Here is a 22,701-nt window from a genome sequence, read left to right on the forward strand (position 1 = left end):
GGAACGTCAATCCCTGACCGAACAACACCTCAATCTGCGCCCGCTCCGCGGACGACAACCTCTGCCCCGGCATGACCCCTCATCCTGACGAGAATCCACCCCGTTGCAACAACCACTTGAGCCCAAGCTGGCAGGACACCGCGACTTCACCAAACCCGAGTGGATCAACCCGCGCGGCCCCGTGCGCGGTGGACGGCCCGGCTCAGTGGGTCGGGGTGCCCCGCGCCTTCAGCCGGCGCAGTTCGTCGGCGGACATCAGCCAGGTGGAGTTCGTCGTACCCAGCCCGAGGAGCACCTGGTCGAAGGTGTTCCCGTCGTTGTCGTCGGTGTAGCAGACGCTCACCTCTCCCCAGGGCGACGCGGCGACGGCGAAGTGCTCCTGGCGACCGGTCGTGGTCTGGCTCAGCGCCTGGGCCGGCAGCCGACCGTCGAAGGTGCCGTCCGGGTTGAGGCCCCGGGCCCAGACGTCCGGGTTGGCGCCCGACACCGTCCAGCCCACCACGACGTTGTCCTGGTCGTCGATGCCGACACTGGGCGCGATGGCACCAGACCCGGTGGAGACCGCGACCTCGCCGTGCCGGGCCGTGCCGGCCGCGGTGAACGATCGCGCCCAGACACCCCGGGTGCCGGTGTGGTCGGACTGCCAGCCGACGGTGAAGTCACCGGCGAAGTTCGCCGCGACCGAGGCGCGCTGCTGCTGCCCGCCGCTCTGCGCGTTGGCCGTCCGCCGGGACAGCACCACCGCGCCGGTGGACCGGGCCAGCCGGGTCAGACCGATGTTGTACGAGCCGTTCGCGTCGGCATCCTCGTCCCAGACCACAAGCGCCTCGCCGGACGCCGACACCGCCACGTCGGGGCGGTGGTGCGTACCCGTCGTCTGCGAGGCCGTCACCTCGTACCCCTTGGTGGTGGGCGCGGTGAAGCCGGCGGCCTTCACGGTGGCGGGTGCGGTCCCCTGCACGTCCTCCCAGACCACGGTGAACCCGACCGCGGCGGTGGTCGGCGCACCGTCCGGGTCGACCCCGACCTTCGGCCAGATCTGCTGCCCGGCGTCGGAGGCGTTGGCCTGCCCCGAGCCGAGCACCGCCCCGGTCGGCGAGACCACCCGGTACTGGATGTTGTAGACGCCGTTGCCGTCGCCGTCGGCGGCCCAGACCACCACGGCGTTGCCCCGGTCGTCGAGCCCGACGTCCGGGCTGATGTGCCGCCAGGCGGCCCCGCTGGTGCCGCCGTTGGAGAGCTTCAGCTCGTAACCGGGGGTGCCGTCGCGGAACAGCCGCAGGTAGATCTCGCTGTGGGTGTCGTCCTCGGGTGCGCTGCTGTCCCGGTCGTCCTCCCACGCCACCGCGACCTGACCGTTGCGGTTCATGGCGATGGAGGGCAGGTCCTGGTCGCCGGTGGCGACGCTGTTCGCGGTGGTCCAGGTGACCGCCTCGGCGGTCATGGCGGTCGGGGCCGGTGCCAGGTTCGGGACGAGCAGGGACGCGGTGAGCAGTGCGGTGATTGCGGTCATGGTGGCTCTCCCTTACCCGGCCTGGAGGCCGGGCTGGCCGTCGAGGATCACGAACGAGCGCACGGTGGACGCCGCCGCGCCGTGTTCGGTCACCGTGTTGAGCGCGCGGAAGTCCGCGCGGACCTGGCTGCGACTGATCGTGGTACGCACGTAGCCCCGCCGGTCCGAGTGGAACTTCAGGTGCGGGTTGGTCGCCGCGTTCGGGACGGTGGTGCTTCCGGTGCCGTTGCCGGAGGAGGTGATCGAGGTGCAGACCAGCTCGGTGCCGATGGTGGCGGACGACGGGTTGGCGTAGTCGGCCTTGAGCTCGTTCGCCCACGACTTGTGTACGTCGCCGGTGAGCACCAGCGGGTTGCGCACCCCGCGTTGCTGCCAGCCGGTCTGGATCCGGCTGCGGGACGCCCGGTAGCCGTCCCAGGCGTCCATGCTGGCCGCCCCGGCGGCGTCGAACTGGCGGGCGAAGAAGACCTGCTGACCGAGGATGTCCCAGGTGCCGTAGCGCTGGGCCAACCCGTCGAGCAGCCACGCCTCCTGGGTAGCCCCGGTCAGGGACCGGGAGGCCAGGTCCGCGTCCGCGCACACCTTCCAGCCGTCACCGCACGCCTGGTCGTCGCGGAATTGTCGGGTGTCGAGCATGTGGAAGGTGGCGAGCTGTCCCCACCGGACGCGTCGGTACAGCGGGATGCTGTTGCCGTTCGCGGCGGAGGCCGGTCGCAGCGGCATGTTCTCGTAGTAGGCCCGGTACGCGGCGGTCCGCCGGGCGGTCCACTGCGCGGCGGTCAGCGTGGGGCTGCTGTCGTTGCGGACCATGTTGGCGTAGTTGTTCTCCACCTCGTGGTCGTCCGGCACCACCAGCCAGGGTGCCGCCGCGTGTGCCGCCTGCAGGTCCGGGTCGGACTTGTAGAGCGCGTACCGGCGGCGGTAGTCGGCCAGCGACACGATCTCGGCGCCGAAGTGCTGGCGCACCGCGGACGTGTTGACGCCTCCCTCGTAGATGTAGTCCCCGAGGTGCAGGATCAGCCCGGGGTTGTCCTCGGCCATCCGGCGGTACGCGGTGTAGTAGCCGGCCTCGTAGTGCGCGCAGGAGGCGAAGGCCATCACCAGGTCGCGGCCGAAGGAACTGGGTGCCGGGGCGGTCCGGGTCCGCCCGACCGGGGAGATCTGACCCTGGGCCCGGAACCGGTAGTAGTAGTCGGAGTCGGCGGCGAGCCCGCCCGCGATCGCGTGCACGGAGTGCGCGTCGGCGTAGCGGGCGACCACCGAGCCGGAGGCGACCAGCGAGGTGAACCGGTCGGTGGTGGACACCTGCCACTCGACGGTCACATCGGCGTTGGCCATGCCGCCCTGCCCATCGGCGTTGAGCGGTGACGGTGCCAGCCGGGTCCAGAGGACCACGCTGTCGGGCGCCGGGTCACCGGACGCCACACCGAGCTTGAAGGGGTACGGCACCGCGGCGCGGGCACCCTGGCGGGGTGTCACCGCGACGCCGGCGGTCACCAGTCCACTGAGGACGAAGATGCGACGGCTCAACCTTGTCATGGTCAGCAGCCTCGGGAACGTCGATGAACGGCGATGGCTGCGGCACGAAATCCCGCATGACGGAATGCTGTCCGCGCCAAGGCGGTCAGGTGTCCTGGCCGTCCGAGGGAGCCGGACCGTCAGGTGAGCGGGGACGGCGACTCGGCGCCCGGGATCACCAACTTCGGCGCGCCGGACCCGTCCGCCGGGACGCTCCACACGTCCGGCCGGCCGTCGTCCTGTCGCAGCGTGTAGGCCAGCGTGGCACCGTCCAGCCAGGCGGCCTGGTCGTCGACGCTTGCCGTCTCGGCCGTCGCGGTGACCCGCATGGTCGCCAGATCGAGGACCGAGAGCCGCCAGCCCTTCGCCGGATCGGCGTCGACGGCCTCCTTGAACGCGAGCCGGCTGCCGTCCGGTGACAGCGACGGGCACTCGACGTTCTCCTTCAGCGTCTCGACCGTACGGGCGGCGAAGTCACCCCGGACGAGGTACCTCCTACCCCCGGTCGACATGGTCGCGTAGAAGCGGTTGTCGTCGGCGGTGAAGGTGACACCCCAGTAGTTGACGTCCGGGTGGCGGTAGCGCCGACCGTCCTTCGTGATCGCGAACTCCTCCAGCGAGGCCACCGTGGCACCGCTGCTGGTGTCGAGGATTCCGGTGCGGGTGGAGAAACCGCTGGAGGTGTAGGAGTCGCCGCCGACGAACGTCGTCCAGGAGACCATCCGCCCGGAGGCCGAGACCCGGGCCCGGTTCGGCAGACCCGGCACGCTGATCGTCCGGGTCTGACGCAGCGCGGCGTCGAGCACGACCATCTGGTACGACCACGCGGTCTCCGGCTTCAGGCAGACACCGGTGCCGGCGGCGGCGTACACCCGGAGGCATTCCAGGCCGGAGACGGTGCGCGGCCCGGTGGGATCGGCCGTGGCGACGGTGGAGACGTGCCGGTCGGTGATCGCCAGCAGGCGCGGGCCGGGTGTCAGGGTGACCGCCTGGTCGCCGGCGGCGGGAGGCGGCGTCGGGGTGGTCTCCGCCGCCACGGCCACGTAGCCGGCCGCCACACTGCCCAGCAGCACAGCCGAGGCGATCACCACGCCGAGTTTCGCCCGGGTCGACATCGCGGTCATCGGAGCACCTTCCGGGTGTTCAGGCGGGACGGGGAGACCAGCAGGAGCAGCGTGAGGACCAGGACCCCGGCGACCGCGACGGCCGCCGCGCGGATCGCGGTCTCCGGGCCGAACGCCTGCCAGGCAAGACCGAACAGGACCGACGAGACGAGGTACGCCAGGGCCTGCCCGGTCTGCACGAGCGCGATCCCGGTGGTCCGCAGCCGTGCCGGCAGGACCGGGCCGGCGAGCGCGATGAGCACGCCGTCGGTTGCCGCGTAGAACGCGCCGTAGAGCGTCAGCGTCAGCACGATCAGCGGCCAACCGTCGACCGGACCGGCCAGCAGCAGGTACGTCGCACCGAGGGCGGTGTAGCCCCCGATCACCACGGGCAGCCGGCCGATCCGGTCGGCGAGTACGCCGAGCGGGGCGGCGAGCAGCAGGTACGCCAGGCTGGTGCCCACCGCGAGCAGCGGGAACCAGCGCAGGCCGAGATCCTCCCGACGCTGCAGCAACAGGTAGACGAACCCGTCGCCGATGGTGGCCAGCCCGAGCATCGCCGCGGCCAGCACGAGTCGACGGGCAGGCCCGCCACGGAACAGCCCGAGGGCCTCCCGGACGGAGACCTTCGGCTCGTTCGGCCCGTCCGCCACCTCGCCGGGTGACCGCTCCCGGACGAAGAGCACGAGGACGACCACGGCCAGGGCTGCGATGCAGAAGCTGGTCACGAACACCGCGTCGTACGACTGCCCCACGACCAGCAGAACCGCGAACGCCGCGAGGGGCCCGAGGAAGGCGCCCACGCTGTCCATCGCCCGGTGCACCCCGAACGCCCGACCCAGCGCCTCCGGTGGGGTGGAGAGCGTGATCAGGGCGTCGCGCGGTGCGCTGCGGACACCCTTGCCGAGCCGGTCGACGGCGATGACGGCGCCGATCGCCGGTACCGACCGACCGGCGAGCAGCAGGCCGAGCTTCGCGACCGCCGAGAGCGTGTAGCCGAGACCCGCGATCAGCTTGCGCCGCTGAAACCGGTCGGCGGCATAGCCGCCGACGACCCGCAGCAGCGCTGTCGCGCCGGTGTGGACGCCGTCGAGCACGCCGAACGCCACCGGGCTGAGTTGCAGACCCAGCACCAGGTAGAGGGGCAGGACGGCGGCCACCATCTCGGCCGAGACGTCGGTGATCAAACTGACCGTACCGAGGGCGACGACGTTGCCGCTGACCATCGCCAACCGTCGGCGCCGTGGCCCCGACTCCGGCGGGTCGGCGGCCGGCCGGGAGACGGTCGACAGGTACACGAGCAGCTCCTCGGATCGTCGGTCGACGGGCAGCCATCGTCCGTACTCAGTGGAGACGGCACAACGGATCGCGGGTGGCATCCGGACGAGGGACGGATGAACGGGCTCCCAACACCGAGGTGTTCGCCTGCCGGGACGCACTGTTCATCCGTCCGTCGTCCGCCGGCTCATCGACCTTCCTACATTCCTTGCGCTCTTCCCACGAGGTAAGGAGTCCTGGATGGACATTCGATTCCCCCGTCCGCCGGTGACGCTGGGGGTGGTCACGGTGGTCCTCGCCGCGACCGCCGCCGTCGTCGTGACCGGCGCTGGCGCGGCGTCGGCCGCGAGCGTGACGTTCACGCCGGTCGCCGACACCTACGTCCAGAGCGACACGGCCTCCACCAGCTACGGCACGTCCACGCAGATCGTGGTCGACAACTCGCCCGTGCGACGCTCGTTCCTGCGCTTCACGGTGAGCGGCGTGAGCGGCACGGTGACCACCGCCAAGCTGCGGCTGCGCACGATCAGCGGCAACAGCGGCAGCGACGCCGGTGGCACGTTCCGCCGGATGTCCAACACGACCTGGTCGGAGACCGGCACCACCTGGAACAACCAGCCGGCCATCGACGGTGCCACGCTCGGCACGATCGGCGCGGTCAGCGGCAACACCTGGTACGAGGTCGACGTCACGGCGGCGGTGACCGGCAACGGCACGTACAGCTTCGGTGCGACCTCCGCCAGCGGTGACGGCGCGTACTACGACACCCGCGAGAGTGGCGCGGACGCCCCGCAGCTGGTGGTCACCACCGGGACCACGACGCCTCCGTCCGGTGACCCGGTGTTCGTCGGCGCGGGCGACATCGCCGACTCCGGCTCCGGCGACAGCGCCACCGCCGCGCTGCTCGACAACATCTCCGGCACGGTCTTCACCACCGGCGACAACGTCTACAGCAGCGGCACCGCGTCGCAGTTCAACAGCTATTACGAGCCCACCTGGGGTCGGCACAAGTCGCGCACCCGGCCGTCACCGGGCAACCACGACTACAACACGTCGGGAGCGACCGGCTACTACAACTACTTCGGTACGTCCGCCGGCCCGAGCGGTCGCGGCTACTACTCGTTCGACCTCGGCAACTGGCACATCGTGTCGCTGAACTCGAACATCAGCATGTCGGCCGGATCGACGCAGGAGCAGTGGCTGCGCGCCGACCTGGCCGCCACCAGCAAGCCGTGCACGCTGGCGTACTGGCACCACCCGCTGTTCACGTCCAGCTCCAACCACGCGCCGTCGACGTCGACGCGCCCGCTGTACCAGGCGCTCTACGACTACAACGCCGACGTCGTGGTGTGGGGGCACAACCACGTGTACGAACGGTTCGCGCCGATGAACCCCTCCGGTGGCGCCGACAGCAGTCGGGGTCTGCGCAGCTTCGTCGCCGGCATGGGCGGGGCGAGCCACTACGGCTTCGGCACCATCCAGCCCAACAGCGAGGCGCGCAACAGCTCGGCGTGGGGCGTCCTGAAGTTCACCCTGCACTCCGGCAGCTACGACTGGCAGTTCGTGCCGGTGGCCGGGCAGACCTACAACGACACCGGCACCGGCAACTGCCACTGACGGTGTGATCCCGCTGCACCGTTCGCGGTGCAGCGGGACCCCTCCCACCACGACCCACATCCATGCCCGCAGGAGTGTTGGGCCTGTGCGGTTCACGCGCGGGGGGACGAAGCGGATCCGGACGGCGGCCCATGGCGCCGCTCAACGAACCGCACCACCGAACGAAGGGCACCACCGCACAAACGGCCAACGAGCGAACGGCGACCGCTGAACGACGTGTGCCCCCGCCCGGAGAACGGGCGGGGGCACACGTGCGTACCGTCGGGGGGTCAGCGGGCCGTGCCGGCCCGACGCTTGTTGTAGACGTCGAAGGCGACCGCGACGAGCAGGACGAGGCCCTTCACCACCGACTGGGTCGACTGGTCGATGCCCATCAGCTGCATGCCGTTGCTCATCACCGCCATGATCAGACCGCCGACCATCGCGCCGACCACGGTACCCACGCCACCGGTGACCGCGGCGCCGCCGATGAAGGCCGCGGCGATCGCGTCCAGCTCGAACATGTTGCCGGCGGCGGGTTGGGCGCCGTTGGACCGCGAGGAGTAGATGACGCCGGCCACCGCGGCCAGGAAGCCCATGTTGACGAACATCCAGAAGTTGACGGTCCGGACCTTCACGCCGGACAGTGCCGCCGCCGACAGGTTGCCGCCGATCGCGTAGACCTGGCGACCGAAGACGGTGCGCCGGGTGACCAGGCCGTAGACCAGCACGAGGACCGCGAGGATGATCAGCACGATCGGCAGACCGCGGGCGTGCGCCAACTGCCAGGCGAAGTACATGATGACTGCGCCGACCAGGACGACCCGGGCGACGAACAGCGGGAACGACTCGACGTGCTGCTGGTAGCGGATGCGCGCCACGCGGGTGCGGAAACCGCTCACCGCGTAGCCGGCCACGGCGACGGCGCCGATCAGCAACGTGAAGGCGTCGAAGCCGTTACCGCCGAGCAGGCCGTTGAGGAAGCCCGCAGCGACCTTCTGGTATTCGGCCGGGAACGGCGACAGCGAGATGTTGTCGAGCACCCGCAGGGTGAGGCCCCGGAACAGCAGCATGCCCGCCAGGGTCACGATGAAGGCCGGAATGCCGGCGTACGCCACCCAGAAGCCGTGCCAGGCACCGACCGCGACGCCGACGGCGAGTGCCGCCAGGACACCCACCCACCAGGGATGGCCCTGCTGGATCACCAGGACGGCGGAGACCGCTCCGGTCAACGCGACGACCGATCCGACCGACAGGTCGATGTGCCCGCCGATGATCAGGATGACCATGCCGATCGCGAGCACCAGGATGTACGAGTACTGGAGGACGATGTTGGTGATGTTGCCGGGGCTCAGCAGCACCCCGTCGGTCAGGATCGCGAAGAGCGCGACGATGACGACCAGGGCGACGTAGATCCCGCTCTGCCGCAGGTTGTTCAACACCAACGCCCGCAGGTCGCTCGTCCCGCTGTGCAGGGCGGCGGCGGGCGCGCTGTCCGGAGGCGTCGGGCGCTCCGTCGAAGGGGTCTTGATGTCGGTCATCCGACGAGCTCCTTGTCCTTGGTCATCAGCTCCATGAGGCTCTCCTGAGTCGCCTCGGCCACCGGCATCTCACCGGTGATCCGGCCGGCGGCGAGGGTGTAGATGCGGTCGCACATCCCGAGCAGCTCCGGCAGCTCGGAGGAGATGACGATCACTGCTTTGCCGGCGGCCACCAGCCGGTTGATGATCGTGTAGATCTCGTACTTGGCCCCGACGTCGATCCCGCGGGTGGGTTCGTCCAGGATCAGCACGTCCGGGTCGGTGAACAGCCACTTCGACAGCACGACCTTCTGCTGGTTGCCGCCGGAGAGCTTGCCGACCACCGCCATGACGCTGGGCGTCCGGATGTTCATCTCCTGGCGGCTCGCCTCGGCAACCTTGATCTCCTCGTTGCCGTTCACCCAGCCCAACCGGGACAGGCGGTCCAACGCGGCGGCGGAGACGTTGCGCCGCACGTCGTCGATGAGGTTGAGGCCGTAGTGCTTGCGGTCCTCGGTGACGTAGGCGATGCCGTTGTCGATCGCCTCGGCCACCGTACGCGCCTGCACCTCGCGACCGCGCACGAACAGTCGGCCGCTGATGTCGCGCCCGTACGACCGACCGAACACGCTCATCGCCAGCTCGGTACGTCCGGCGCCCATCAGACCCGCGATGCCGACGACCTCACCGGCGCGCACGGACAGGTTGACGCCCTCGACGACCATCCGGTCCTGGACCGGGTGCCGCGCCGTCCAGTCCTCGACGCGGAGGACCTCTTCGCCCGGGGACGACTCACGGTCGGGGTAGAAGCTGTCCAGGTCACGGCCGACCATGCCCCGGATGATCCGCTGCTGGGTCACGTCGTCGGACTTCATGTCGAGGGTCTCCACCGTGCGCCCGTCCCGGATGACGGTCGTCGCGTCGGCGATGGCCATGATCTCGTTGAGCTTGTGCGAGATCATGATGCAGGTGATGCCCTGGTCCCGGAGTGCCCGCAGCAGGTCGAGCAGGTGAGCCGAGTCGATGTCGTTGAGCGCGGCGGTCGGCTCGTCCAGGATGAGCAGCTTCACCTTCTTCGACAGCGCCTTGGCGATCTCCACCAGCTGTTGCTTGCCCACGCCGAGCTGGATGACCGGGGTGACCGGGTTCTCGTGCAGCCCGACGGACGCCAGCAGCTTCGCCGCCTCGGCGTTGGCCAGGTTCCAGTCGATGAGCCCGCTGCGGCCACGCCGCTCGTTGCCGAGGAAGATGTTCTCCGCGATCGACAGGTACGGCACCAGGGCGAGCTCCTGGTGGATGATGACGATGCCGTTGGCCTCGCTGTCGCGGATGCCCCGGAACTGCATCGGTTTGCCGTCGAAGAGGATCTCACCGTCGTACGAGCCGGACGGGTGGACGCCGGACAGCACCTTCATCAGGGTTGACTTACCGGCGCCGTTCTCCCCGCAGATGGCGTGGATCTCCCCGCGACGGACGGAGAGGGTGACGTCCTCCAGCGCGGTCACGCCGGGGAAGGTCTTCGTGATGCGGCGCATCTCAAGGATGGTGTCGTCCATGGTCACTGTCCTCTGTCAGGTCGGACGTGGTACGCCACGGCATCGGGCCCGGCGGAGACCGCCGGGCCCGACGAGTGGCTTTACTTCTTGGCCTGGCCGGCGGCGACCTCTTCCGCCGTCCAGTAACCCGAGTCGATCAGCGTCGCCTTGATGTCGTCCTTGTAGACCGTGGCGATCGGCAGCAGGTACGCCGGGACGACCTTGACGCCGTTGTTGTACGTCTGGGTGTCGTTGGCCTGCGGCTGCTTCTTCTGGAGGAACGCCTCAGACGCGTTGACGGCCTGCTCGGCCAGCAGTCGGGTGTCCTTGAAGACCGTGGAGTTCTGCACGCCGTCGTTGATCAGCTTGATCGAGGCGATCTCCGCGTCCTGGCCGGTCACCACCGGGAGCTTCTTCGCGCCGCTGCCGTAGCCGGCGTTCTGCAGGGCGGTGATGATGCCGCGGGAGATGCCGTCGTACGGGGACAGCACCCCGTCGACCTTCGAGCCGTCGTTGTAGCTGGAGGTGAGCAGGTTCTCCATCCGCTTCTGCGCGGTCTCCTGCTGCCACCGCAGGATGGCGACCTGCTCGGGGGTGGTCTGCTTGGACTTGACGACCAGCGTGCCGTCCTCGATGAACGGCTTCAGCGTGTCCATCGCACCGCCGTAGAAGTACTGGGTGTTGTTGTCGTCGAGCGACCCGGCGAAGAGCTCGACGTTCAGCGGACCCTTGGCCGTGCCCTTCGAGCCGTCCTTGTTCAGCAGCCCGAGACCGACGAGCAGCGCGGTGCCCTGGGCGACGCCGACCTTGTAGTTGTCGAAGCTGACGTAGAAGTCGACGTCCTTGCTGCCGCGGATCAGCCGGTCGTAGGAGATGACCGGGATCTTCGCGGCTGCGGCGGCCTGCAGCTGGCTGTTGAGCGCCGTACCGTCGATCGCCGCGATCACCAGGACATCCGCACCCTGGGTGATCATCTGGTCGACCTGCTGCGACTGCGTGGGGATGTCGTCGCCGGCGTACTGGAGGTCGACCTTGTAGCCCTTCGCCTCAAGCTTGGACTTCACCGCGTTGCCGTCGGCGATCCACCGCTCCGACGTCTGGGTCGGCATCGACACGCCAATGGTCAGGTCGCTGGGCTTCTCGCCGCTCTTGTCGCCGTCGCTGCCCGCCCCCTCGCCACTGCACGCCGCAAGGCTCAGTGCCAGCGCCGCGCTGCCGAGAGCAACCAGGAATTTCCTGCGCACGGGGTTCTCCTCTCTGGACTCCCCCGCTGACTGCCGGGGCCCAACTGTCATCTTTCGGGTAGTGTTAGCGCTCACATAGGTTGCGTCAACACCTCGCCCGAAATACCGGTGTCACGGTCTCGTAACGGAGCATCCAGGCGAGCGTAGCCATGCAGTCAATCGGCCCGGAGTGAGGACGCGGCGACTCTCCGGGGTCAGTCCGACGCCTGACACGCCGATGCCCGGGGACGACGGTAGTCGCCCACGGGCACCGACAGAAGAGACGGTCTCAGCTACCGCTGCGACCACCGCTGGTTGGCCGCCGCGGTGCAGTTCCAGAGGATCACCGTGGTGCCGTTGGCCGTGCCGTTGTTGTTGACGTCGAGGCAGAGCCCGGACTGGACTCCGCTGATCGTCCCGTTGGCGTTGACCGTCCACTGCTGGTTGGTCCCGCCGTTGCAGTCCCAGATCTGCACCTTGGCGCCGGCCGCGGCGTTCGGCGGAGCGTCCAGGCACTTGCCGAGGGACTGCAGGGTCTGACCGGTCCTGGTCCAGCTCTGGTTGGCGGCGCCGTTGCAGTCCCAGATGACCGGCTGCGTGCCGTTGGTCGTGTTGCTGTTCGGCACGTCGAGGCAGCGGCCGGAGGCGGCGCTGGCATACGCGCTCGACGTGGTCGGCGGCGGCGTCGTCGGAGGAGTCGTCCCGCCACCACTGACCCGGTACACGACCGTGCCGTGCGCCGGGACGCTGGCACTGATGGTGCCGCTGCTGGAGCTGGTGCCACCGGTCCACGCGTCCACCAGCGTGAACGACGAGCCGGACTTGCCGATGGCCGCGGCCGTGGTCGAGATCGTCGTCGTCGAGCCGCTCTGGTTGAAGAGGGCCACGGCGACGTCACCGTTGGCGAGCCGCTTGGCCAGCACCCGACGCGTACCGTCGAACGACACCTGCGTCCCCTGCAACCCGAGGGAGTCCTGGTTGATCGCGATCAGGTTGGCGTTCTTGAGGATGGTCTGCGTCGCGGCGTTCATGTTCCGGACGTCGTTGCCGGCGATCAACGGCGACGCCATGATCGCCCACATCGCGAAGTGGCTGCGCATCTCCGTGTCGTTCATGCCGCCGCGACCGACCTCCATCATGTCCGGGTCGTTGAACCCACCCGGGCGCGCGTAGGAGGCCAGCGGAACGGTCACGTTGATGATGTTCTGGATGCCCATCGGGTAACCGTTGGTCTGACCGGTGTCCCACGCGTTGGTGATGTCCTCGGTGGTCCGCCACATGTTGGCCACGTCGCCCCAGTTGCGCTGCGGGCCGGTCTTGGCGTGGATGCTGTTCGGGTTGATGCTGTAGACGATCGGTCGGCCGGTGGCGGCCAGCGCGTCCCGCATCTTGGCGAAGGTGGCCACCTGGTCGTTGATGCTGCCCTCCGGCGAGCACCAGTCGTACTTGAGGAAGTCGACACCCCAGGCGGCGAACTGGCGTGCGTCCTGCACCTCGTGGCCCCGGCTACCGGTGGCACCGGGGTAGGCGCCGAAGTACTGCGCGCAGGTCTTGTCGACCGGCACCTGGTAGAGACCGAACTTCAGGCCCCGGGCGTGCAGGTAGTCGCCGAGCGCCTTCATTCCGCTGGGGAACCGGGTCGGGTCGCCCTGGATGTTGCCGGAGGAGTCCCGGTTCGGGTTGAACCAGCAGTCGTCGACCACGACGTACTCGTAACCCAGGTCCCGCATCCCGCTGCTGACGATCGCATCCGCCGTGGTCCGGATCAGCGCCTCGTTGATGTTGCAGCCGAACGAGTTCCACGAATTCCAACCCATCGGGGGAGTACGCGCCACGCCATTGTCCAGCGCCTGCGCCGCCGGGGCGCGGAGGCCGACCAGGGTGCCGGCGAGGAGCAGGCCGGCCGCCAGTACGCTCCCCCAGCGTCGACCTCGAGTGATGCGGTTCATCGAACCTCCTTGTCGGTGACGTCCGCCCCTGACTACGATCTCCGGTCGGTGACCCGATAGCTGGACGCCAATTGTTGTTAGCGTTAACAGAGACGTCCATCATGTTACGGTCACATTTCACGAGGTTCAATACCTTCCCCGCATCGCATTGCTGCTCATCGATAGATGAGGCCGTGGAGCGATTGAGCCGGGTCTTATCGGCCGTACGCAGCGGGCAGCGGGCAGACCCGACCGCAGCGCGCTGGGACAGGGCGAGCCACCCAATCACGGACAGGCACGTCGGCCGTCGACCGCCTGACCGGAGGGACGCGGTACGGCCGGACGTCAACGACGCGGTGGGCCGGACGTCGTCAGCGACGCGGTACGGCCGGACGTCGTCAGCGACGCGGTACGGCCGGACGTCGTCAGCGACGCGGTGGGGCGACGCTCTCGCGGGCGACCAGGGTCGGGGCGACCGTCTGTCGCAACGCGCCACCGGTGCCCGACTCGATCTGGCTCAGCAGCATCTGCAGACTCGCCCGCGCGACCGCGTCGAAGTCCGGACGGACGGTGGTCAGCGGCGGGATGAAGTACGCCGCCTCCGGCACGTCGTCGAAGCCGACCACGCTGATGTCGTCGGGCACCCGCCGGCCGAACTCGTGCAACGCCCGCAGCACGCCCAGGGCGAGGTGGTCGTTGGCGGTGAAGACGGCGGTGACCTCCGGCATCCGCGCCAACATCTGCCCGCACCGGTAACCGGAGGACGCGGACCAGTCCCCCGGCATCAGCGGCGGTGGCACCAGGCCGGCGGCCAGCAGCGCCTCCCGCCAGCCGTCGATGCGACCGACGCTGTCGAACCAGTCGGACGGCCCCGAGACGTGCCAGACGGTGCGGTGCCCCGCGTCGAGCAGGTGTTGGGTCGCCGCACGGGCGCCCGCCACCTGGTCGACGGTCACCAACGGCACGGGTCGGCTCGGGTCACCGTCGACGGTGACCAACGGGACGTCCTTCGGTAGACGCTCCAGCGCCTCACCCGCCGACTCGACGGGCGCGATGACCACGATGCCGGCGACCCGGTGCGACAGATGCCGCTCGACGGCCGCCGAGATGGACCGATGGTCGAGGTTGCGGACGCTGCCGACACTGACCGCGAAACCCTCCTCGGCCGCGGTCTGCTCCAACGCGGCCAGCAGGGACGCCGGACCGTAGAGCGTGGTGTTCTGAGCGACCACGCCGATGACCTGCGATCGACCGGTCACCAACGCGCGTGCCGCGCCATTGGGGCGGTAGCCGAGCTCGGCGATCGCCGCCCGCACACGCAGCCGGGTCTGCTCACGTACGTTGGGGTGCCCGTTGAGCACCCGCGACACCGTCTGATGGGAGACACCGGCGAGACGAGCAACATCCGTCATCGCGGGACCGTGGACGGCCATTTCGCTCCCCCCGCTACATCTCCGGCCCGCAGCTCGTCGACGTCGACTGGAGCGGCCCGGCCCGATCCCCCTCGCTCAGTCACCACGCCGGTGCTGAATCCCAGGTGACCAGCGCTGGATCGCCGACAGTCTACGCCAGCCGCCGCCCCGAACACGGCATGCCTGTCGGTGGACTGCGCAACGCACCAGAGACGCACAACCCAACCCCTGCCTGGAGTACGCAGCCGACCGTCGTCCTGCGTCGATGCGCGATGGCACGCCGGCCTGCCCTACGCCCTCGGACAGAGCGTGGAGCAGGCCGGCGAGGACCAGCGGTGGCGCCGACTCGACGTGCCGGCGGGCACGTGTCCGCCAGCGCCGCTGGTCAGACCATTCGTTGTGTGAGTGGTGTCACGGTGTTGTCAGGTCGAATCGGCGCACGGTGACCGCGCCGCCGAGCGCCTGGGTCGCGTGGTTGAAGATGGCGAACCGGTAGCCCATGAAGAACTGCCAGTTGTTCGCCAGGGTCAGGGCGTTGCCGAACGAGGTGAAGTTGACCCCGTCCGTGCTGTACGAGAAGCGGGCCTGTCGGCCGGAGCCGGGTCTGATGTCGGCGTTGGCGCGCAACCAGATCCGACCACCCGAGACGGCGGTGCTCGCCACCTCGCTGCCGGTGCTGGTGGTGTTCCAGCTGCCGTCCATCGTCAGGCCGTTCTGCATGACCAGCCGGGTGGACCCGTTGTCCCGTCGGACTCCGATCCAGGCCGACGAGTTGCGCAGCACCGCCAGGCCGGTGCGATCACCGTCGCGCATGGTGGAGTAGTCCAGCTCGATGGTCGCGGTCGAGGTGGGCCCCTGGATGCGGTGGGTCAGCGTGTTGCGCGCCTTGTACAGGTCGTTGGTGACGGTGGCGGTCTGCAGGTTCAGCCCGTTGTTGACCGACCACTTGCTGTTGTCCGGGTTGTGGTTCCACTCCCACTGCGGGCCGAGCGTGGTGCCGGCGAACGTGTCGGTGCCGGTGAGCGGCTTGACCGCCCGGGGCGGCGCGGGCAGGTTCGGCTTCGGGTACGAGCTGCCCCACGTGCCGTTCACCGTCTGCAGCACCGGCCAACCGTCGCCGGTCCAGGTGATCGGTGCCAGGGCGGGCATCCGACCACCGGGGTACGCGTCGACGAAGGACATGTAGTACCAGTCGCCGTTCTGGGTCTGCACCAGCCCGCCCTGGTGCGGCACACCGCCACCGGAGATCGGGCCGGGCAGGTTGAGCAGCACCTGCCGCTGTTCGTACGGGCCGAACGGGCCGTTCGTCGACTTCAGCACGTACTGGCCGTTGGCCGGGCGGGTGAGCCAGATGTAGTAGGCGCCGTTGCGCTTGTAGAAGCGGGCGCCCTCCAGCGTCCCGATGCTCGACGGCGTCTGGTAGACCTGCTGGGCGCGGACCTGGGACTTCCCGTCGGCGGAGAGCTGGGCGACGCTGATGGTGCCGTTGCCGTACGCGATGTACGGGGTGTCGTTGTCGTCGAACAGCAGGCCGGCGTCGTAGTAGCAGTTCGGGATGGTGGTGTGCTTGCTCCAGGTGCTGTCGACGGCGGACGCGGTGTAGATGTGGGTCTGCGCGAAGTCGATGCACCCGGCCCAGTAGTACGTCCGGTTGCTCGGCCGGTAGTTCAGCGTCGACGCCCAGATCCCGTCGACGTACGCGTTACCGCCGCTCATGTCGTACTTCGAGCCGAAGTCGAGCCGGGGCACGGCGTGCCCGGCGAACTCCCAGTTCACCAGGTCGTAGGAGCGCAGCACCGGCGCGCCCGGCGAGTAGTGCATGGTGGACGACGTCAGGTAGTACACGTTGTCGACCCGGATGATGTCGACGTCGGCAAAGTCCTGCCAGATCGCCGGGTTCGAGAACGTGCCGTTCCCCGGGGGCGGCGTGGTCGGCGGCGGTGTGGTGGGGTCGGTGCCACCGTCGACGCGGACGAGCTGCCACTGCTGGTTGGCGCCGTTCCAGTCGTCGTACTGCACGATGTTGCCGCCGTCAGCGGTCGAGGCGCCCTGCACCTCCATGACCCTGTTGCTGTTCCGATTGATCAACCGGACGTAGCCGCTGTCCGAATCGGCCAACCGGAACTGCTGGTTGGTGCCGTTGTTGTCCGACCACTGCACGATCGACGCACCGTTGGCGGTCGAGCGCTGGTAGACGTCGAGCACCTTGCTCGACAGCCGCGACTTCAACCGGTAGTAGCCACCGCCGGAGTCGACGAACTGCCACTGCTGCTGGTTGCCGTTGTTGCGGGCCCACTGGGTGATCCGGGCGCCGTCGTTCGTCGCCAGGTTGTACACGTCCAGGGCCTTACCGCTGTTGCGGTTCACCAACACGTACCACGCGCTGGTGTCGACAGTCGCCGCTGACGCGGGCGCTGCGGCGACGGCTACGGCCGCGCCACCGACCACCAGTGTCATAGCGGCGACAGCGAGTCTCGACAACCACCCGCGCCGACGTGGCGCACCCCGGGGAACCCGACCGATGGAAAGCATGATCCTCCTCTGCTGACGCGAACCGAGCGGTCTGGGTCGGCGTCCGCGGCACCGGGCGGGGCACCGAGTTGACCGGCGTCCGACCTTGTGATCGCTAACACCGCCAGCCCGACCGTCGCGGCGACGAGGTGCCGCAACCGAGGGGGTGGAACGCGCGCATGGCCGGACAGTCAAGACATCGACCATCTTGGCTATAGACTGTGAGCGATAACATGCTGTTAGTCAAGGCGTAACACAGCCGACCCGCGTTCCTGCCAGGACCATGCGCGAACGGGTGGTCCACCCTGGCCCGAAGGCAAGGACGGACCACCCGTTTCCGGACTTCCCGTGCGAATGGGTCAGAAGCCGCGTGCCAACCGGTAGTAGGCCTGGTTCCAGCGCAGCTCGTCAGCGAAGCGGCGGGTCTGGGTGTCGGCGTCGATGACGACCAGCTCGGTGCGGCTCATCTCGGCCAGGTCGTGCAACTCCTCCACCCCCACCGCCTGGGACAGCACCGTGTGGTGCGGTGCGCCGGCGGTGATCCACGCCTCGGCCGAGCCGGGCAGGTCCGGGCGCGGGCGCCAGACGGCGCGGGCCACCGGCAACCGGCGCAGCGGCTGCGGCGGGGCGACCACGTCGATCTCGTTCGCCACCAGCCGGAAGCGCTCCCCCATGTCGGCCAGGCCGAGCACGACCGCCGGGCCGGGCGCCGCGTCGAAGACCATGCGGACCGGGTCCTCCCGCCCGCCGATGCTCAGCGGGTGGATCTCCACGTTCGGCACGTCGGAGGCGATCGTCGGGCAGACCTCCAGCATGTGCGCACCGAGCACCAACTCCTCGCCCGGGGTGAGGTCGTAGGTGTAGTCCTCCATGAAGGACGTACCGCCGTCCACACCCACCGACATCGCCTTGAGGGTCCGGACCAGCACCGAGGTCTTCCAGTCACCCTCGCCACCGAAGCCGTAGCCATCGGCCATCAGCCGCTGTACGGCGATGCCGGGCAGCTGGCGCAGGCCCCCGAGGTCCTCGAAGTTCGTCGTGAAGGCCCGGAACCCACCCTCGTCCAGGAAGGCACGCATGCCCAGCTCCAGCCGGGCCGCGTACCGCAGGGAGTCGTGCCGCTCACCCCCGGACAGCAGTTCCCCGACGACGCGGTACGTGCCCTCGTACTCCTTGACCAGCTCGTCCACCTGCGCGTCGGTGATCTGGTCGACCACCTCGACCAGGTCGTTGACGCCGTAGGTGTTGACCGACACCCCGAACCGCAGCTCCGCCTCGACCTTGTCACCCTCGGTCACCGCCACGTCGCGCATGTTGTCGCCGAAGCGGGCCAGGCGCAACGACCGCATCGCCGACCAGCCGAGCGCGGCGCGGGCCCACGCCCCGACCCGGGCACTCACCCGCGGGTCGCTGACGTGCCCGGCCACCGTCTTGCGGGCCACACCGAGACGGGTCTGGATGTACCCGAACTCGCGGTCGCCGTGGGCGGCCTGGTTCAGGTTCATGAAGTCCATGTCGATGTCGTTCCACGGCAACAGGACGTTGGCCTGCGTGTGCAGGTGCAGCAGCGGCGTCTGCAACGCGTCGAGACCGGAGATCCACATCTTCGCCGGCGAGAAGGTGTGCATCCACGCGATGACCCCGATGGCGCCCTGGGCGGCGGCGTCCCGGCAGACCTGCAGGATCTCACCGCTGTTGGTCAGGACGGGCTTCCAGACCACCCGGGCGGGAATCTGCGGCGAGTCGTCGAGCGCGGCCGCGATCTGGCGAGACTGCTCGGCCACCTGCCGGAGCGTCTCCTCCCCGTACATGCCCTGGCTGCCGGTGAGGAACCAGATCTCGGGTGCGTTGTGTGGTGCCATGGGGTTGCCTTCCGGGAGAGGAACGGTCACTTGTAACGAATGCCGATGAGGCGCTGGAGGAGGATGAACGCGAAGAGCAGACCACCAATCACGATCTTGGTCCACCAGGAGTTGAGGCTCCCGTCGAAGGTGATGAGAGTCTGGATCACGCCCAGGACGAGCACGCCGAGCACCGTGCCGAAGACGTAGCCCCCGCCCCCGGTCAGCACCGTGCCACCGATGACGACGGCGGCGATGACGTCCAACTCCATCCCCACGGCGATCAACGGCGCGCCGGAGAGGGTGTAGAAGGACAACAGGATCCCGCCGATCGCCGAGCACAGGCCACTGATCGTGTAGACGGCGATCCGGGTCCGCCCCACCGGCAGGCCCATCAGCAGGGCCGACTGCGGGTTGCCGCCGATCGCGTACACGTTGCGTCCCAACCGGGTGTAGGCCAGCGTGTACGCGGCGACGGCGACCACGACGAAGGCGATCAGCACACTGATCGACACGAAGTTGCCCCGGGGGTCGCCGATGCGCTCCTGCGACATCCTGGTCCAGAACCCGTCGGTGATCGGGATGGACGAGCCGGAGATGAACGTGCACATGCCCCGGGCGAAGAACATCCCGGCGAGTGTGACGATGAACGGCTGGATCTCGAAGAAGTGGATGACGCAGCCCATCAGCAGGCCGAGCGTCGGCCCGATGAGCAGGGCGATGACGAGCACCAGCGCCGCCGGCAGGCCCTCCTGGAGCAGCCAGGCCGACACCATCGCCGTCATCGCGACGACGGAGCCGACCGACAGGTCGATGCCACCGGTGAGGATCACGAAGGTCATCCCGATCGCGACCACGAGCAGGAAGCTGTTGTCGATGAAGACGTTGAAGATGACCTGGACGTTCGAGAACGCCGTGTACTGCGATACGCCGATGCCGTACATGACCAGCAGGAGGGCGAGCGTGGCCAGGACCGGTATCTGCCGCCGTGGCAGGCGGAACCGGGTACGCCCAGCGGTGAGCGATCCAGTGGTCATGCCGGCACCTGCTCCTTCGGCTTGTCGGCGATGGTGGTGGGCGGCGGGACGTTACGCCGACGGCGGGCGAACCGGGCCCGGAAGGCCGGCGCCTGGATGAGGCAGACGGCGATGACGACGACCGCCTTGAACAGCAGCGAGGTCTGCGGCGAGATGTCCATGGCGTACACCGTGGTGGTCAGGGTCTGGATGATCAGCGCGCCGAGGATCGTGCCGCTGAGGAAGAACCGGCCTCCCGCGAGGGACGTGCCGCCGATGACGACCGCGAGGATGGCGTCCAGTTCCACCCAGAGGCCGACCGCGTTGCCGTCGGCACTCGAGACGTTGGCCGTCATCATGAAACCGGCGACCGCCGCGCAGGCGGCGCTGATCACGTACGCGAGGAAGATGACCCGGCCGGAGCGGATGCCGGCGAGTCGACTCGCCTCCGCGTTGCCGCCCACCGATTCGACGATCATGCCGAGCGCGGTGCGGCGGGTGAACGCGGCGACGACGAGGGCCGCAGCGAGGGCGATGAAGATGGCCAGCGGCAGGGTCAACAGGTGGCCCAGCCCGATCGCCCGGAACGGCCCGGAGTTGATGGTGATGATCTGACCCTGGGTGATCAGCTGGGCGAGGCCGCGGCCCGCCACCATCAGGATCAGCGTGGCGATGATCGGTTGGATCCCGATCACGGCCACCAGCACCCCGTTCCAGGCACCGAGGACGAGCGAGATCGCCAACGCCAACGCGAGAGCGGTCAGCACCACGCCGAGGCTGTTCTGGTCGGGCTGCTTGCTGATGTACATGCAGGCGATCGCGCCGCTGATCGCGCAGAGCGAGCCGACCGACAGGTCGATGCCCCCGGTCGAGATGACAAGCGTCATGCCCAGCGCGACGAGGATCAACGGTGCGCTCAGCCGCAGGATGTCGATCGGGGTGCCGTACAGGTGCCCGTCCTTGAGCTCGATGGACAGGAACCCGGGCCGGTAGATCGTGTTCGCGGCGAGCATGACGAACAGCACGGCGGCGGGCCAGAACAGCCGGTGACCGGTCACCGCCCGGTAGCGGCCCATGGTCGCGTTCATCGGTCTGCCTCCTCCCGGTGGGACCCACTGGCGATGGTCTGCATGATGCGGTCGGCGTCCAGGCTGTCGTCGTTGGCGAACTGCGCGACCATCTGCCGATCCCGCATGACGGCCACCTTGTGGCTGAGGCGCAGCACCTCCTCCAGCTCGGCGGAGATGAACAGCACCGCCATGCCGCCGTCGGACAACTGGGTCACCAGCTTCTGGATCTCGGTCTTCGCGCCGATGTCGATGCCCCGCGTCGGTTCGTCGAGGATCAGCAGTCGTGGCTCGGTGATCAGCCACCGGGCCAGCAGCACCTTCTGCTGGTTGCCGCCGGAGAGGTTGCGTACCGGCACCTCCGGGTCGGCGGGCCTGATGCTGAGTGCCTTGATGTACTTGTCGACCAGCTCGTCCTGGCGACGACGCGGAATCGGTCGCAGCCAGCCACGGGCGGCCTGCATGGCGAGAATCATGTTCTCGCGGACCGACAGGTCGGCGACGATGCCCTCGGCGCGGCGGTTCTCCGAACAGAAGCCGACGCCGTGGTCGATGGCCTGGGCGGGGGTGCGCAGACTGCTCGCCGTACCGTCCACCGCGACCTGACCGCCGTCGGTCCGGTCGGCGCCGAACAACAACCTGGCCACCTCGGTACGCCCGGAGCCGAGCAGACCGGCCAGGCCCACCACCTCGCCGGCGTGGATGGTGAGGCTGAACGGCTCCACCGCGCCCGCACGGCCGAAGTCTGACACCGCCACCAGGGGGGTGCCCTCCTCCAGCGCGGCCAGGTCCCGCCGGGAGTGCTCCTCGATGCCCTCCAGGACGTCGAGTTCCTTGCCGATCATCTTCTCGACCAGGGAGAGCTGGGGCAGCTCGGTGGTCAGGTACTCACCGACGAGCCCACCGTTGCGCAACACCGTGATCCGGTCGGCGATCTCGTAGACCTGGTCGAGGAAGTGGGTCACGAACAGGATCGCGATGCCCTCGTCGCGCAGTTGCCGCATGATGCGGAACAGCTGTGCCACCTCACCGGCGTCGAGGCTGGACGTCGGCTCGTCCAGGATCAGCACCCGCGCCTTGATGTCGATCGCGCGGGCGATGGCGACCATCTGCTGGATCGCCAGGGAGTAGGAGCCCAGCGGCGCGCTGACGTCGAGGTCGAGGTCGAGGCGGGTCAGCAGGTCCCTGGCGCGGCGGCGAACCTCACCCCAGCGGACCGCGCCGAGGAGCCGCGGCTCACGGCCGATGAAGATGTTCTCCGCCACCGACAGGTTGGTGCAGAGGTTGACCTCCTGGAAGACCGTGCTCACCCCGGCGGCGGTCGCCTGCATCGGCCCGCTGAAGGACACCGGTTCGCCGTCGAGGGTGATCGTGCCGTCGTCGGTGTCGTAGACGCCGGTCAGCACCTTGATGAGGGTCGACTTGCCGGCGCCGTTCTCGCCCATCAGGGCGTGCACCTCGCCGGGAAAGAGCCGGAAGTTGACGTCGTGGAGTGCGCGCACCCCGGGGAAGGACTTGCTGATCCCGGTCATCGTCAGGACCGGACGGCTATCCGTCATCCCATCAGACCTCTTCTGGGTTGTCGACACGGAAGGGCCGCTGCGCTCCCATGCGCCCGCCCGGTCGTCCGGGCGGGCGTG

The 22,701-nt window shown here is 68.9% G+C and carries 15 protein-coding genes; 1 reads left to right on the top strand and 14 read right to left on the bottom strand.

Translation table 11 applies throughout. From position 1 onward, the window contains the following. Positions 1-202: 202 nt before the first annotated feature. The 4 genes from ABGB10_RS23190 to ABGB10_RS23205 all read right to left on the bottom strand — a co-directional run bounded on the left by ABGB10_RS23190 (position 203) and on the right by ABGB10_RS23205 (position 5,432). Positions 203-1,513 (bottom strand): hypothetical protein, encoded by a 1,311-nt coding sequence (locus ABGB10_RS23190; protein ID WP_347663035.1) that lies wholly within the window; start codon positions 1,511-1,513, stop codon positions 203-205. A gap of 12 nt (positions 1,514-1,525) precedes the next feature. Then, positions 1,526-3,052, bottom strand: coding sequence for an alkaline phosphatase D family protein (locus tag ABGB10_RS23195; protein ID WP_347663036.1), 1,527 nt, complete (start codon positions 3,050-3,052; stop codon positions 1,526-1,528). Positions 3,053-3,171: 119 nt separating this feature from the next. Continuing rightward, positions 3,172-4,155 (bottom strand): hypothetical protein, encoded by a 984-nt coding sequence (locus ABGB10_RS23200; RefSeq protein WP_347663037.1) that lies wholly within the window; start codon positions 4,153-4,155, stop codon positions 3,172-3,174. Beyond that, positions 4,152-5,432, bottom strand: a complete 1,281-nt coding sequence (locus ABGB10_RS23205) for an MFS transporter (protein ID WP_347663039.1) — start codon at positions 5,430-5,432, stop codon at positions 4,152-4,154. Before ABGB10_RS23205 ends, ABGB10_RS23200 begins: the two co-directional genes overlap by 4 nt. Before the next feature lie 220 nt (positions 5,433-5,652). Between ABGB10_RS23205 and ABGB10_RS23210 the strand changes: the two genes are divergently transcribed. Further along, positions 5,653-7,029: a DNRLRE domain-containing protein gene (locus ABGB10_RS23210; RefSeq protein WP_347663041.1), complete on the top strand. Its 1,377-nt coding sequence runs from the start codon at positions 5,653-5,655 to the stop codon at positions 7,027-7,029. Between the two features lie 269 nt (positions 7,030-7,298). On the opposite strand, the gene mmsB is transcribed toward ABGB10_RS23210, so the two are convergent. The 10 genes from mmsB to ABGB10_RS23260 all read right to left on the bottom strand — a co-directional run bounded on the left by mmsB (position 7,299) and on the right by ABGB10_RS23260 (position 22,620). After that, positions 7,299-8,549 carry a multiple monosaccharide ABC transporter permease gene (mmsB, locus tag ABGB10_RS23215; RefSeq protein WP_347663043.1) on the bottom strand — a complete coding sequence of 417 codons (1,251 nt, stop codon included), beginning with the start codon at positions 8,547-8,549 and terminating at the stop codon, positions 7,299-7,301. After that, positions 8,546-10,084: a multiple monosaccharide ABC transporter ATP-binding protein gene (gene mmsA / locus ABGB10_RS23220; protein ID WP_347663045.1), complete on the bottom strand. Its 1,539-nt coding sequence runs from the start codon at positions 10,082-10,084 to the stop codon at positions 8,546-8,548. The genes mmsB and mmsA overlap by 4 nt, the downstream gene beginning before the upstream one ends. An 80-nt stretch (positions 10,085-10,164) precedes the next feature. Continuing rightward, positions 10,165-11,307, bottom strand: coding sequence for a multiple monosaccharide ABC transporter substrate-binding protein (chvE, locus tag ABGB10_RS23225; protein WP_347663047.1), 1,143 nt, complete (start codon positions 11,305-11,307; stop codon positions 10,165-10,167). 272 nt (positions 11,308-11,579) lie between these two features. Further along, positions 11,580-13,235, bottom strand: a complete 1,656-nt coding sequence (locus ABGB10_RS23230) for a ricin-type beta-trefoil lectin domain protein (RefSeq protein ID WP_347663049.1) — start codon at positions 13,233-13,235, stop codon at positions 11,580-11,582. A gap of 404 nt (positions 13,236-13,639) precedes the next feature. Continuing rightward, positions 13,640-14,626, bottom strand: a complete 987-nt coding sequence (locus ABGB10_RS23235) for a LacI family DNA-binding transcriptional regulator (RefSeq protein WP_347663051.1) — start codon at positions 14,624-14,626, stop codon at positions 13,640-13,642. A 411-nt stretch (positions 14,627-15,037) separates the two neighbouring features. Then, positions 15,038-17,158 (bottom strand): RICIN domain-containing protein, encoded by a 2,121-nt coding sequence (locus tag ABGB10_RS23240; protein WP_347663053.1) that lies wholly within the window; start codon positions 17,156-17,158, stop codon positions 15,038-15,040. A gap of 338 nt (positions 17,159-17,496) precedes the next feature. Continuing rightward, the gene (gene araA / locus ABGB10_RS23245) at positions 17,497-18,999 is read right to left on the bottom strand and encodes an L-arabinose isomerase (protein ID WP_347663055.1); all 1,503 of its coding nucleotides are present in this window, start codon (positions 18,997-18,999) and stop codon (positions 17,497-17,499) included. Positions 19,000-19,025: 26 nt separating this feature from the next. Next, a complete protein-coding gene (yjfF, locus tag ABGB10_RS23250) occupies positions 19,026-20,015 on the bottom strand; it encodes a galactofuranose ABC transporter, permease protein YjfF (protein WP_278138392.1) in 990 nt (329 codons plus the stop codon). After that, positions 20,012-21,082 carry an ABC transporter permease gene (locus ABGB10_RS23255; RefSeq protein WP_347663058.1) on the bottom strand — a complete coding sequence of 357 codons (1,071 nt, stop codon included), beginning with the start codon at positions 21,080-21,082 and terminating at the stop codon, positions 20,012-20,014. Before ABGB10_RS23255 ends, yjfF begins: the two co-directional genes overlap by 4 nt. Then, a complete protein-coding gene (locus tag ABGB10_RS23260; RefSeq protein WP_347663060.1) occupies positions 21,079-22,620 on the bottom strand; it encodes a sugar ABC transporter ATP-binding protein in 1,542 nt (513 codons plus the stop codon). Before ABGB10_RS23260 ends, ABGB10_RS23255 begins: the two co-directional genes overlap by 4 nt. Positions 22,621-22,701: the final 81 nt, after the last annotated feature.

Origin of the sequence: Micromonospora sp. B9E7 (assembly GCF_039871815.1) — a bacterium.
GTDB lineage: Bacteria > Actinomycetota > Actinomycetes > Mycobacteriales > Micromonosporaceae > Micromonospora.